Source organism: Streptomyces sp. NPDC059201 (assembly GCF_042754585.1).
Taxonomy (GTDB): Bacteria; Actinomycetota; Actinomycetes; order Streptomycetales; family Streptomycetaceae; genus Streptomyces.
In genome coordinates, this window is sequence record NZ_JBHZBB010000003.1 from 503521 (window position 1) to 516733 (window position 13213).

At 72.4% G+C, this 13213-nt stretch carries 12 protein-coding genes; 6 read left to right on the forward strand and 6 right to left on the reverse strand.

What is annotated here, in order from left to right; genetic code table 11:
- Positions 1-10: 10 nt before the first annotated feature.
- From ACFXMG_RS12495 to ACFXMG_RS12505, 3 genes are read left to right on the forward strand one after another with little or no spacing between them, the layout of a single operon-like run.
- Positions 11-1156 carry a hypothetical protein gene (locus tag ACFXMG_RS12495; protein WP_383816897.1) on the forward strand — a complete coding sequence of 382 codons (1146 nt, stop codon included), beginning with the start codon at positions 11-13 and terminating at the stop codon, positions 1154-1156.
- Entirely contained in the window at positions 1153-2139 is a 987-nt protein-coding gene (locus tag ACFXMG_RS12500; RefSeq protein ID WP_383816900.1) for a polyprenyl synthetase family protein, read from the forward strand. Before ACFXMG_RS12495 ends, ACFXMG_RS12500 begins: the two co-directional genes overlap by 4 nt.
- A complete protein-coding gene (locus ACFXMG_RS12505) occupies positions 2129-4132 on the forward strand; it encodes a geranylgeranyl reductase family protein (RefSeq protein ID WP_383816903.1) in 2004 nt (667 codons plus the stop codon). The genes ACFXMG_RS12500 and ACFXMG_RS12505 overlap by 11 nt, the downstream gene beginning before the upstream one ends.
- Positions 4133-4155: 23 nt before the next feature.
- On the opposite strand, the gene ACFXMG_RS12510 is transcribed toward ACFXMG_RS12505, so the two are convergent.
- The 4 genes from ACFXMG_RS12510 to ACFXMG_RS12525 form a co-directional block, all read right to left on the reverse strand.
- Entirely contained in the window at positions 4156-4443 is a 288-nt protein-coding gene (locus tag ACFXMG_RS12510) for a WhiB family transcriptional regulator (protein ID WP_383817052.1), read from the reverse strand.
- Positions 4444-4621: 178 nt separating this feature from the next.
- On the reverse strand, positions 4622-6211 hold the full coding sequence (locus ACFXMG_RS12515; RefSeq protein WP_383816905.1) for a radical SAM protein: 1590 nt from the start codon (positions 6209-6211) through the stop codon (positions 4622-4624).
- Positions 6208-7665, reverse strand: a complete 1458-nt coding sequence (amrS, locus tag ACFXMG_RS12520; RefSeq protein ID WP_383816908.1) for an AmmeMemoRadiSam system radical SAM enzyme — start codon at positions 7663-7665, stop codon at positions 6208-6210. Before amrS ends, ACFXMG_RS12515 begins: the two co-directional genes overlap by 4 nt.
- Positions 7666-7915: 250 nt before the next feature.
- A complete protein-coding gene (locus tag ACFXMG_RS12525) occupies positions 7916-8311 on the reverse strand; it encodes a RidA family protein (protein WP_383817055.1) in 396 nt (131 codons plus the stop codon).
- A 132-nt stretch (positions 8312-8443) separates the two neighbouring features.
- Here ACFXMG_RS12525 and ACFXMG_RS12530 point away from each other — a divergent pair, with 132 nt between their 5' ends.
- Both ACFXMG_RS12530 and ACFXMG_RS12535 read left to right on the forward strand, forming a co-directional pair.
- A complete protein-coding gene (locus tag ACFXMG_RS12530) occupies positions 8444-9415 on the forward strand; it encodes a helix-turn-helix transcriptional regulator (RefSeq protein ID WP_383816911.1) in 972 nt (323 codons plus the stop codon).
- Positions 9416-9503: 88 nt separating this feature from the next.
- On the forward strand, positions 9504-10868 hold the full coding sequence (locus tag ACFXMG_RS12535; protein ID WP_383816913.1) for a TerD family protein: 1365 nt from the start codon (positions 9504-9506) through the stop codon (positions 10866-10868).
- Between the two features lie 258 nt (positions 10869-11126).
- Here the strand turns inward: ACFXMG_RS12535 and ACFXMG_RS12540 are convergent, their stop codons facing one another.
- Positions 11127-11411, reverse strand: coding sequence for a hypothetical protein (locus ACFXMG_RS12540; RefSeq protein ID WP_383816916.1), 285 nt, complete (start codon positions 11409-11411; stop codon positions 11127-11129).
- A gap of 227 nt (positions 11412-11638) precedes the next feature.
- Between ACFXMG_RS12540 and ACFXMG_RS12545 the strand changes: the two genes are divergently transcribed.
- The gene (locus tag ACFXMG_RS12545) at positions 11639-12094 is read left to right on the forward strand and encodes a protein phosphatase (RefSeq protein WP_383816918.1); all 456 of its coding nucleotides are present in this window, start codon (positions 11639-11641) and stop codon (positions 12092-12094) included.
- Between the two features lie 21 nt (positions 12095-12115).
- Here ACFXMG_RS12545 and ACFXMG_RS12550 read toward each other — a convergent pair whose 3' ends face one another.
- The gene (locus ACFXMG_RS12550) at positions 12116-13132 is read right to left on the reverse strand and encodes a zinc-dependent alcohol dehydrogenase family protein (RefSeq protein ID WP_383816921.1); all 1017 of its coding nucleotides are present in this window, start codon (positions 13130-13132) and stop codon (positions 12116-12118) included.
- Positions 13133-13213: the final 81 nt, after the last annotated feature.

Sequence of the window (13213 nt, forward strand, 5' to 3'; positions counted from 1 at the left end):
GGAGGCAATCATGAGCATCGACCGGCGGTCGCCCCCGCTCGATCCCGGGATCGGGCTGGAGGGCGTACAGGACCTGAAGAACGGTCAACACGAGAAGCTGCGCCGGATCTGGGCGCGGCTCGCGGAGCAGCGGCGCACCTGGACGCCGTTCCTCGTCGTGCCGTACAAGCCGGTCGCCCCTGTGGTGGCCGGCCAGACCCCGGACCTGGGCCGGGTCCGGCCCGTCCCGGCCGGGGAGGCGTTCTGGGCCTCGCCGTACATCGTGGTCGAGAACAGCGGCGGCATCGGGCTGACCGCCCGCGCGGGAGAGGACAACTTCGTGCACGCGCGGGTGTTCAACTTCGGCAAGGCCACCGCCGCCCCCACCCAGGTCGACTTCTTCTGGGCGGACCCCTCGCTCGGCGTCGGTCCCGGCACGTGCGTGCCCATCGGCACCGAGTGGGTCGAGATCCGGCACGGCGCCTCGGTCGACGTGCGCTGCCGCACCCCGTGGGTCCCGCAGTTCGTCAACGGCGGCCACGAGTGTCTCGTCGTGAACACCGGCAATCCCACGATGGCGGCCGCTCCTGGCACGGTCTACGGCCCCTTCGACCCGATCCAGGTCCCCTTCGGACCGCGGCTCGACCGCCACGTCGGCCAGCGCAACCTGACCGTCCTGCCCGCCCCGGGCGGCTCCATGGCGCTCACCGTGAAGCTGACCAACCCGCTGCCGTTCTCGACGCGCATGTTCGTCACCCTCAGGGCCGGGATGTTCGAGATCGACCCCGGGTTCCTCGCCGAGCACGGCGAGGCCGTGGTGCTGACGGGGCTCGCGGCGCTCGCCGGCGACCCGCACGCGCCGAAGGAGGGCCCGGTGCGCGCCGTGGGCCGGCCGCCCGCGGTGAAGGTCGCCGTCGGCGAGGTGGTGGGGACGGTCTCCACCGAAGAGGCCCGGGGGTACGCCGCGACCGTGGTCGAGCACGTCGGCAGGGTCGAGGAGCAGCCGTCCGGGGAGGTCGTCGCGACCGCGCAGATGAAGCCGGGCGAGCAGCGCGGCGTCGAGGTCGTGGTCGACGCGGTGGATCCGAAGCCGGGCCGGTTCGCCGCTGTCGCCCTCGGGCAGCGCTGGGAGGACCTCACTCTCGGCGGCTACACGCTCGTCGGGGTCGTCGAGTGACCGCGACGACGTCGACCGCCACGGCGGCCGACGGCCTGACCCGGACGCTCGACGAGGTGAACCGCCTCGTCCTCGCCTCCTCGGGCGCGGGCATGCCCGGCGTGGACGCCGTGCTGCGGTACCTGCCGTCGCACGGGGGCAAGGGCGTACGGCCCCGGATGGCGCTCCTCGCCTCGGCCGCCGGGGGCGGCGGGGCGGCCGACGCGCCTCGGCCGGTCGGGGTCGCCGCCGGAGTCGAGCTGATGCACCTGGGCACCCTGCACCACGACGACGTCGTCGACGAGTCTGCCCTGCGGCGCGGGCACCCCACGGTCGCCGCCCTGTGGGGCAACCGCACGGCCGTCTTCGCGGGCACCTTCCTGCTGTCGCGGGGCACCGAGCTGATCGCGGCGGCGGGAGAGCGGGCCGCGGGGGCCGCGGCGGCGTGCACGGCCGAGCTGTGGCGCGGGCAGACGCGCGAGCTGGTCGCCACGTACCGCGTCGACCGCACCGAGGAGGAGTACCTGGACGTGATCGGCCGCAAGACCGGCGCGCTGTTCGGCCTCGCGGGCCTGGCCGGTGCCCTCGCGGCGCACGCCCCGACCGCGACCGTGAGCGCGCTTGAACGCTTCGGCCGGACCTGGGGCACGGCGTTCCAGCTCGCGGACGACCTGGCGGACCTCACGAGCACGACGGTGCGGCTCGGCAAGCCCGCCTCCGCCGATGTCCGGGCCGGCATCTACACCCTGCCGGTGATCCTCGCCCTGGCGACGGACGGCCCCGCCGGGGCGCGGCTGCGGACGCTGCTCGGCGTGCCGGGCATGGACGCGTCCGGGGCCGCCGAGGTCCGCGAGCTGGCTGTCGCCACCGGGGCCGTCGACCGGTCGGTCGTCGCCCTGCGCGGCCTGCTCGACCGCGCGCACACGGAGCTCGACGCGGTGCCGGACACGTGGGCGCGGCGGCAGTTGCACGCGATGGTGGAGGAGGTGGGTGATGTCGTCTGACGTGAACGCGGACGCAGGTGTGGGTGTGACCGTGGACGCGGACGTGGATGTGGACGTCGTCGTCGTGGGCGGCGGGCCCGCCGGGTGTTCCGCGGCGATGACGCTGGCCCGCCGCGGTCGTTCTGTCCTGCTGCTCGACCGGTCCGCGTCGCCCCGGGACAAGGCGTGCGGCGACGGCCTCACGCGTGCCTCGCTCGCCCAGCTGGGCGCCCTCGGGGTCGAGCCGACGCTCACGCCGTACCAGGCCGTCCGGGGCACCCGACTCTCCTTCGCGTCCGGCCCCGAGTTCACCCGGGCGTCCTTGGACGGGCGGGGAAGGGTGGTGCCACGCGCCACCCTCGACGCGCTGCTCGCCGCCGAGGCCCGCGCGAGGGGGGTGACCGTCGCCCCCTCGTGCCGGGTCACCGGCCTGCTGCGGGACGAGGGGCCCGCGGGGCGCACCGTCGGTGTCCGGTACGTCGACGGCGCGACGATCCGGGACGTGACCAGCCGTTTCGTCATCGCCGCCGACGGGGCGAACTCGGCCCTGGCCCGCGAGGCCGGCCTGGCGCGGCCCGCCGACCGGTCGGGCTTCGCCGTACGGGCCTACGTCAGCGGCCTGGGCGACCTGGCCGACGAGTTCCGCGTCTTCGTGCCGCTGGTCGACCCCGACTCGGGCCGTACCCTGCCCGGCTACGGCTGGGTCTTCCCGGTCTCCGACGATGTCGCCAACGTGGGCGTGGGCTGTCTGCGCATCCGCCCACAGGACTCGTCGGTGAACCTCCGCACGGTGTTCCGGAGCTTCCTCGGGTCCCTGGATTCGGCGGGTCCGCCCCGGCCGGGTCCTCTTCGCGGGGCGCCGCTGCCCTGCGACTTCGACCCCGCCCGGTGCGCGTCCGGCGCCCTGGTCCTGGTGGGGGACGCGGCGCGCCTCGTCGATCCACTGTCGGGCGAGGGGATCGACACGGCGCTGGGGTCGGGCGCGCTGGCCGCCGAGCTGATCGACCGTTCCCTCGCCGTCGGCAGGCGCGAGGTACCCACATACGGCGCTGAGCTGCGGCGGCGGTTCGGGCGCCGTATCGACGCCGCATGGTCGCTGGTGGAGCACCACGAGTTCGTGTGGGGTGTGGTGAACGGCATCGCGACGGTCGACCGGCCTCTCTATCGCGGGGCCCGACGCGCGGTGCGCACGTACGACTGCGAGGAGCCCGCGCCAGAGCGAACGGCGGAACCGGCCGAGCTGAGCCGGTGGCTGGCGGAGCACGAGCTGCTGAACGAGGTGCGGTCGGTGCAGCGGGCCGTACGGGAGGAGACGCGGGCCGAACTGCCCATGCTCGCGGGTGCGGTGACGGAGCTGCGCGACCCTGCGGCCGAGCAGGTCCGGATCGCGTCCCTGCTCGTGTGTGCCGGAGCCCTCGCGGCCACGCACCGGCGGCGGCGGGAGGCGGTCCGGCTGGCCGTCGCCTCCGAGCTGGCCTGCCTCGCGCTCGCCGCGCACGAGGACGTCCTGGACTCGCTGCCGGGCGGCGAAGGGCCGCGCTCCGCCAATCTGTTCGCCGTCTCGGCGGGCGACTACCTGCTGTTCCGTGCCCTGGAGCTGGCCGCGGGCGTCGGGGCGTGGGCGGTACGGCTGATGAGCCGCGCGAGCGCGGACGTCTGCGTGGGCACGCTGCTCGCCCGCCCCGACACCTCCGGCCCGCCCCCGGCGGCCCGCGCGGCCGAGGCCATCGCCCTGACCACGGGCACGGTCTTCGCCCTGCCCGTGACCCTGGGCGCCCACCTCGCCCAGGCCGACCCCGCGACCGCGGCCCGCATGTCCGCCGCGGCCCGCGCACTCGGCATCGCGTGGCACGCGGCAGGCCGAGGCGTCCGAACCTCTCCCGTCCTCCTGAAGGCAGCGTGCACCGCCCTGGGACAACACCCCACGGAACAAACCCTCCGTGGCCTCATCACCTCATGCACCCAGCTCGCCCCACCAGCCGCTCGCCGGAACGCTCCTTCACGAGGGTCGTAGGCGCAGGGGGCCACTCCGTGCGCTCAGGCGGTGCGGCGGTCGGCCGTCGGGGTGCCTGTGGTGTGTTCGCGGCGGGCGGCCTGGAGGAGGCCGGCCCAGTCTCGTACGGTGGGGCGGCGCTTCAGGAGGGCGCGGCGCTCTCGCTCCGTCATTCCGCCCCAGACGCCGTGCTCGATCCGCCGGTCCAGGGCGTACGCGAGGCATTCGGAGCGCACGGGACAGCCGACGCACAGCCCCTTGGCCTGGTTCTGGGCCGCCCCCTCGACGAACAGGTCCTCCGCGTCCGCCGCCCGGCAGAGCCCCGACGCCATCCAACTACCTTCCACGCACTCCCCCTTGACCACGCGCCACCGCTTCGATGATCGGTGGCGTTCACTGATCAGGCACGCTACGTAGGCATGTGCTCCGGGTCTACACCTCGCCCCTTCCTTCGCTCCATCGGGTGACGACCGCACACATTTCCGGCCACTCTGCGTCACCTTCCGGCGATCAGCAGAGGAGTTGGAAGGGGGCGTAGTCGGTGGTGGTGGCGGTCAGAGTGTCGGTGAGGGTGTCGGTGAGGGTGTCGGCGGTGGGTCTTCCGCTGGGGAGGACGGGGCGGCCGCAGGAGACGAAGAGGTCGTCGTAGCGGGTACGGGAGCGGTTCCGGTACGCGGTCGTGGAGCGGGCCAGCATGCGGATGACCTCCTCCGCGAGCATCAACTGGTACTGGCACGACTCGTCGTTGAGCGTGTTGAGGTCCCCGGTCGCGACGTGGTTCTCCTGCCGACAGCCGCCGCCGCACAGGTAGCGCGCCCAGCAGCCGCCGCACACCGGGTGCTGGTCGACGGTCCGCCGCCACTCGGGGTGCTCCCGGGTGATGCCCCGCTCTCCGGTGCCCACGTCGAAGCTCTCGTCGCCGACGAGCCGGTGGCAGGGGCTGACGCTGCCGTCCGGGGAGTGGGTGTAGTAGGTGCGGCCGCCGGAGCAGAAGGCGAGGGCCGCCGCGCCTTCGGTGATCATCTGCACCGTCCTCTCGTACTCCAGCACGCCCTTGAAGCGGTTGCCGGGCGCGAAGAGCTTCGGGTAGTGGACGAGGAACTCCTTGAACTGCTCGACGATGCCCGGCTGGAGGAAGTGGTTGATGTACCGGATCCCGCCCTGCGGCTCGGAAAGCGTGCGGTCCCCGAGGGTGAGCGCGATCGGGACCGTCGTACCCGTCCTGACCGGGTAGACGCCCGGGTAGATCTGGAAGTAGTCGAAGAGGTCGAGCTGCCACAGGTCGAGGACGCTGTCCTTGAGGCGGGGCTCGGCGGTGGCGATCGTCATCCGCGCGACGAGGGTCACGGCGTCGCCGCACTCCGCCCGCAGCCGCCGGAGGTTGCGGACGATCCTGTCGTACGACCCCTTGCCGTTCTTGGAGGGCCGGTTGGCGTCCTGCACCTCGCGGCCGCCGTCGAGCGAGACGGACACGATGAAGCGGTGGTCGCGGAAGAGCTCGGTGATGCCCGGCGGCAGGAGCGTCAGGTTGGTCGAGACCCGGTGCAGGAACCGCGTACCGTCGCGCTCGGCGACCCCCCTGGCGCGTTCGCAGACCTTGCGGATGATCTCGGCGTTCGCCAGGGGTTCGCCGCCGAAGAACTCGAAGCGGACGCGCTGCCCCGGGGCCGCGTGGGTCTCGATGAAGTCGAAGATCCACGCGATGGAGTGCTCCCCCATCGCCCCGGTGATCCTGCCGTAGTCGCCGCCCTCCGCGAAGCAGTAGGCGCAGGCGAGGTTGCAGGCGTTGGTCAGGTTGACGTTGACCGCGAAGTCCGCGCCGTCGGACAGCGCGCTCCCCGCGAGGAGGGACCTGTGGGTGTCGTCGCCGACGCCCGCGCCGGCCCGCAGGCGGGTCCATGCCCGCCGCTCGTCCGGCAGGAGGTGGTCCACACCGGCCTCCAGGCGCCGGGCGGTGGCGGCCGGGGCGAGCAGGAGCCGGTGGTTGCCGGTGATGAGGACGGCGGCGGTGTCGTCGTCGAAGGGCAGGACGCGGTAGTCCGTACCGTGGCGCATGGCCGATTCCGGGTGGTTGCTCTCACGGGCTTCGTTCCCGGTCACGGCCGTGTCCCCGGGCGGAAGAGGGGCAGCGGCGAGATGTCGCCGTTGAGCGTGCCGTCCGTCGCCTCGACGGTGGGGAAGTGGGCGCGGTCGAAGACCTGGTGGAGGGTGGACTCGCACTGCCTCGGTACGGCCACCTGCACTCCGGTCTCCCCAGGCGTACTCTTGGCGGCGATGTACCGGAAGCTCTCCTGCGGCGCGAGCTCGATGACCTCCCAGCCACGCCCGTCCCGCGATCCGGGGTCCCCCGCGGCGGGGTCGCCGTAGCGGCGGGTGTAGGCCCGGACGGGGGTGGCCGAGGTGTTGCGGAGCTGGATGTGGAGGGCTCGTACGTCTCCGTGCCAGTCGAAGCCGGCGACGTCGAGGTCCCGGCCGGGCGGGAGGTCCTGGATCCGGTCGCGGCGCCGGGCGTCCGGGAGGAGGGTGAAGCCCGCGTCGGCGCCGCAGCCGGCGCAGCGGGCCCCGGCGTCGAGCCCGACGAGGTCGGCGTTCAGGCCGTAGCGGGTGACCTGGAGCCGCCCGCAGCGGGCGCACCGGGTGTGCGTCGACTCGGTGTCGTAGACGTTGCCGAGGTAGACGTGGCGGAGCCCCATGCCGAGGGCGGTGCTCCGGGCCCGCTCCAGGCGGTCGACGGGGGTGCGGATGGTGTGCGTCATCTTGTAGTCGGGGTGGAAGCGCACGAAGTGCGTCGGCACGTCGGGACTGAGTCGCTCGCCGACGAAGGTGGCCATGTCCCGGGCGGTCTTCTCGTCGTCGCTGAGGTCGGTGACCATCAGCGTGGAGACCTCGACGTGCTTTCCGGCCCGGAAGACGCGCTCGGTGCCTTCCAGGACGGGCTCCAGCCAGCCCTTGGTGATCCGCCGGTAGTACTTCGGGTCGAGCGACTTGATCGACACCGAGAAGATGTCGATGACGGGGAGGAGTTCGTCGATCGCCTCGCCGGTGATGAAGAAGGCGGACTTGTAGAGGTTGACGATGCCGGCGGCCTTCGCGAGCGCGGCGGTCTCGACGACGAACTCGTGCCACACGACCGGGTCGTTGTAGGTCCAGGAGATCACCTTGATCCCATGGCGGAGGGCGATGCCGACGACCTCCTCGGGCGTGTAGCGGTGGACGTCCTTGTCCTCGACATAACGCGCCTGCGAGGTCTTCCAGTTGTGGCAGTAGTCGCAGTTGAGCATGCAGCCCACGTTGCCCATGGACAGAATCCGGGCGCCGGGCGCGTAGTGGAACACGGCCTCGGTCTCGATGGTCTCCTCGGTGGCGTGCACCGACCGCCCGTAGTTCAGGGTCACGAGCCGCCCGTCCCGGTTCGCCCGCACCCGGCAGAAGCCGTGCTGACCGGGCCGGATGCGGCAGTTCCTGGGGCTGAGGCGGCAGCGGACGACGTCGTCGTCCAGTCGCTCTTCCAGTCGTGCGGGGTACGCCTCGCTGTTCCAGTTCGTCTTCGTCACGTGCAGTCCTTCCGCGAGGGAGGGTGACCGGGAAGTACGGGGAGCGTGGAGTGTGGGGATAGCAGGCGCTATCAGTCAGAATCATCATCTGAGGATTGTTGAACATTCTGAGCGGCGCCTGGCGAAGAGCATGACCGAGCGCTCTCCCCGCCGTCAAGGACTCCGACCCCACCGCGAGACGACAACAGCCCTCTGTCCTCGGCGAGTTGATCGCCGAGGACAGAGGGCTGGACGGGAAGAGGGACGGGTCTCAGGCGACGGCGGTGCCCTCCAGCTCGACCAGCTGACCCGGAATCGCCAGGCGGGTCACGCCGAGCATGGTGGTGGTCGGGGCCACCCCGGCGGCGCCCAGCCGCGCCGCCAGCAGGCCGTAGTGCGGGAAGAGCGCATCGACGTCGGTCGTGTAGACGTTGAGCCGGACGAGGTTCGCGAGGGACATGCCGGCCTCGCGGAGTACGGCCTCCACGTTCTCGATGCTCAGCGCGAGCTGCGCCGCCATGTCGCCGTCGTGCAGCGGCTTGCCCTCCTCGCTCATCGCGGTCTGCCCCGAGATGTACAGGGTCCGGGTGTGCCCGGAGACGACCTCGCCCTGGTGGAAGCCCAGCGCCTCCGACCACGTGACCGGGTTCACGGGAGTGCGTTCCATCGTCATGACAGCTCCATTCGATCGAGGGGAGACGTGCGTACGTAGGGGTCCGTCGGTCCTCCGCACGCCGTATGAACGAGCCTGCCAACGAAACACGACATCTCTTGTCATGTATCTCGATACAGTTGTCGGATGCGTGCCGACCGGCTGGTCTCCCTCGTCCTCCTGCTCCGCCGCCACGGCCGGCTGACCGCCAGCGCGCTCGCCCGTGAGCTGGAGGTCTCCACCCGTACGGTGCTCCGCGACATCGAGGCGCTGTCCTCGGCCGGCGTCCCGGTCTACGCCGAACGCGGCCGGAACGGCGGCTTCGCGCTGCTGCCCGGGTTCCGCACGGAGCTGACGGGGCTGAACCACGACGAGGCCCTCGCCCTGCTGACGGCGGGTTCGGGCCGTGGCGAGCAGGCGTTCGGCCTCGGCTCGGCGCTCGCGTCGGCGATGCGGAAGGTGGTCGACGCGCTGCCCGAGAGCCACCAGGCCACCGCGAGCGACGCGGCGCGGCGCTTCCTCGTCGAACCGGAGACGGACCTGCTCGCCCGCCGCGCGGTCACCGACGAGCCGCCCGGCGCGACGATGCTCGAGGTCCGGCGCGCGGTGCTCGCCGGACACAAGCTGCGCATCCACTACGCGGCGCACGGCCAGGCGGCGCGGTGGCGGACGGTCGACCCGATCGGGCTGGTCACCGTACGGGACAAGGGCTACCTGCTGGCCACGCGCGCCGGCGAGGACCGCACGTACCGCCTGTCACGCGTCCTGGCCGCCGAGGAACTCCCCGAAGCGGCCCAACGCCCGAACCAGGTGGATCTGGACCGGATCTGGCGGGAGCGCTCCGCGCAGTTCCTCTCCGGCAGCGACCACATCACCGTCCAGGTCCGGGTGAACCCCGTACGGCGCGAGGAACTCCTGGACACCGCGCTCGCCGTCCGCGCGGAGGAACCCGACGCGGACGGCCGACTGCGCCTGGAGCTGATCTTCCAAGACGCCCGGCACGCCGAATGGGCCCTGTGGCAACTGGGCACGGAGGCGGAGGCCCTGACCCCCGAGTCGCTGCGCACCTCCCTGCGCGCCCGCGCCACGGCCCTGGCCACGCTCTACGGAGCGGACTAGCCAGTGCAGCGACAGTGCAACGGTGCTTTCCACGGAAGCCACGGAAGCCCCATCGACTTCCCCCCGGGGCGCGTGCCAGCATGACGCGGTGAATCAGATCATCAAGGGGGGAAACCTGCCGGCCCCCGGGCAGGTGTGGAAGATCGCGGTCGTCCGTGGGGCTTCCGGCGGCGGAGTGCCGGAGGTCGACGCCGCCGCGCTGCTCCTGGACGCGGCGGGCCGCGTCAGGGACGGCGGCGACCTCGTCTTCCGGGACCGGCGCGCCCACGCCTCCGGGGCAGTACAACTCTTCGGACAGGTACGGAGCGAGGGGCGGCGACGCGTCGCCGACTGGCTGGAGATCGACACCGCGCGGGTCGAGCCCGGCGTCCAGCGGATCGTGATCGTCGCCTCCAGCGACGAGGGGACGTTCGGGCAGGTGCCCGGACTGCACGTCCAGACGATCGGCGCCGGTACGGGGGAGCGGTTGGCGCTGTACGAGGTCGAGGGCGCGACGAGCGAGAAGGCGTTCGTCCTCGGCGAGTTCTACCGGCGCGACGGCGCGTGGCGCTTCCGCGCGGTGGGGCAGGGGTACGACTCCGGGCTCGCGGGTCTCGCGGAGGACTACGGCATCGCGGGCGGGGTTCCGGCTGGGGTCCCCGGTCCCGGCCCCGTACGCATCAAGGGCGTGGCCAAGGTCCCGGCGTCCGAGGCCCCTGCCCCGGGGTCCGAGCGGCCGGTCCAGACGCCGGCCGCCCCGGCACAGACTTCGGACCCGGCACCCGAGCCGCCCGCCCCGGCGCAGATTCCGGACCCGGCACCTGAACCGCCCCGCCTGACCAAGGTGCAGCCCTCCGTCAGCGCGCTCAGGAAGCCCTCCCCCGCTGCCGCGCTGTTCGGTGAGGACTTTCCGGAGTTCACCCTGGAGGGCAGCGGCTCGGCCGAGTTCACCGTCGAAGAGCCGCTGCCGACCACCTTCTTCGTGGTCGACACGGAGCGCTCGGGCGAGGGCTCCTTCATGGTGCAGGTCCTCGACGAGACCAAGCCCGGCCTGGACCTGGTCGCCCACACGCAACTGAAGGACTTCCAGGGCCGGGACCTGATGCGGCACGACCCCAGCAAACCGCTGCGTATGCGGGTCCGCGCGCGGGACAGCACATGGAAGCTCACGTTCCGCCCGGTGAGCGTGGTCGAGGAACTCGGCCTCGAGGCGAAGGGCCGGGGACGGAACGTGCTGCTCCACACGGGGCCCGCCGGCGAGCTGTCCGTCCGGCTGCACCCAGAGGCCGACCTCCCCTACCTCCAAGTGGGGCGCTACAAGCCCCGAGCCCGCGGCGTCTGGGACGCCGACCTGCTCATCAGCGAGCCGTACGAGGACCAGGAGTACCGCGTGCCGCTGCCGGAGGGCCCGATCCTGGTGAGGCTGGGAGAGGCCGAAGGGAAGTGGTCCCTGAAGCTTCGGCCCACGCCCTGACGCGTTTCGTCGGGATGGTCCGCCCCGAGCTCTACCGCGTCCAGAGCACAGCCACGTGGTCGCTTCGTCGCGGCGCCGGTCGCGGCACACCGTCCGTCCCGGCCGCGAACGTGAACGGCTCGGCCGGTTCCGCCGCCGAGCCGATCCGGCGCGCGCTCTAGTACTTCATCAGCGTCTCGAAGCCCACCGCGGAGCAGTACGCCGACACGCGGCCCTCCGCCACCCGGTCGTTGTGGGAGACCGCCTGGGCGGTGTCGTTCAGGATGTGGTGCCGTCGTGGTCGAGGTGTTCGCGGTCGATGACCTTCGCCGCGGCGATCACCGCCGCTGCGGTGAGGACGGGTTCGTTACCGTAGCCCTTCTCCGGCGGGTCGTGGGTGACCCGCTGCCAGGCCGCCAGATCCGAGCAGTAGTCCTCGCGCCAGGCCGCGACCCGCTCTGGATCGGGTTCCTGCTCGCCGCAGCCCGACAGGACCGCGGTCAGCACCACCATCAGGACGACGGCGGCCCGCGCCGACGCCGTCCGGCTGTTCGTCCGCCGCATGGCGACACCCCCCTGATTGTCAGGGACAGGCTAGGACACCGTCCGGCGCCGTCGGCCCGTGGGTCTGCCGGACCCCCTGGCCTGCTCCCGCGCAGGCCGCACGGGACCCCCGGCGCTTCCCGCGGCCCGCCGCTCGCCCGCCGGAGAACGCCGCCGTTCCTCAGCCGCCGCGAACCACCGATACCGCCCAGCCGTCGACCGGACCGGACCGGGGTTACGCTCGCACCGTGACAGGCGCATGGGAACCCACGACGGCGGGTGTGCTGCGGCTGCCCTCGGGCCGGCTCGTCCGGGGTCGGGGGTTGAGTCGGCCGCTTCCGCAGGGGCCGGCGCCTACCTTCGCGCTCTACCTGCTGGGCCACCGGCCACCGCCCGTCGCCTGGGAGAGCCGCTGGCTGCGGTGGCCCGACTTCTGGCTGCCGGCCGACCGCGCCGCGACCGCCGAGGCGTTGCGCGAGGCATGGGCACGCGCCGCGACCGAACGCGTCGAGATCGCCTGCGCCGGTGGGCAGGGACGAACCGGCACCGCGCTGGCATGCCTCGCCGTGCTCGACGGCGTGCCCCACCGCGAGGCCGTGGCGTACGTCCGGGCGCACTACGCTCCCCGCGCCGTCGAGACACCCTGGCAACGCCGCTACGTCTCCCGCTTCCCGCAGCCGCCGTCCACGCGGCGGAGCACGTAGACGCTGTCGACGCGGAGGTGCTCAGGGCGTGAGGAGGGTCTTGATGGCGCGGCGTTCGTCCATCGCCTGGTAGCCCTCGGCGACCTGTTCCAGGGGGAGGGTGAGGTCGAAGACCTTGCCGGGGTCGATGCTGCCGCTCAGGACGCGGTCGATCAGGTCGGGCAGGTAGCGGCGTACGGGGGCGGGGCCGCCGCGCAGGCCGACGTGGGAGAAGAACAGTTCCTGGTCGTCGATGGCGACCTCGTGGGGGACGCCGACGAAGCCGACGCTGCCGCCGGGCCGCGCCGCGTGCAGGGCCTGCCGCATGGCCTCGCCCGTACCGACGCATTCCAGCACGCTGTCGGCGCCGATCCCGCCGGTCAGCTCCTTGATCCGGGCCACGCCCTCCTCGCCGCGTTCGGTGACGATGTCGGTGGCGCCGAAGTCGAGCGCGAGTTTCTGCCTCGGTTCGTGGCGGGACATGGCGATGATGCGCTCCGCGCCCCTCTCCTTCGCCGCGATCACGCCGCACAGGCCGACCGCGCCGTCTCCCACCACCACGGCGGTCGAGCCGGGCTTGACCTCTGCCGCCTCGGCGGCCCACCATCCCGTGCCCATCACGTCGGACACGGCCAGCAGACCGGGCCAGAACTCCTCCCCCGGCACCTCCTCGGTGGCGACCAGGGTGCCCTCGGCGTTCGGGATGCGGATGTACTCGGCCTGGCAGGTGGACATGAACGCACGGTGCAGACAGTTCGAGGGGAAACCGTTCCTGCAATGCGCACAGGTGTTGTCCGACGTGGCGAACGAGCCGACGACGAACTGGCCCGCCCGAATCGACGTGACCGCGGACCCGACCTCCTCCACGAAGCCGACGTACTCGTGGCCCATCGGGTGGGGGTCGCCGATCGGCTCCGCGCCGCGGTACGGCCACAGGTCGGAGCCGCACACGCAGGTGACGGCCGTCCGGATGATCGCGTCGGTGGAGTGGAGGATCTTCGGGTCGTCCAGGGTCTCGAAGCGGACGTCGCCGGGGGCGTGGATCACTGCTCCGCGCATGAGTGGGGCTCCTTTACGTGAACGTAAACAAGTGCGTGTACGTGTACGTGTGCGTGTACGTGCTCTGGCGTCTGCCGGCTG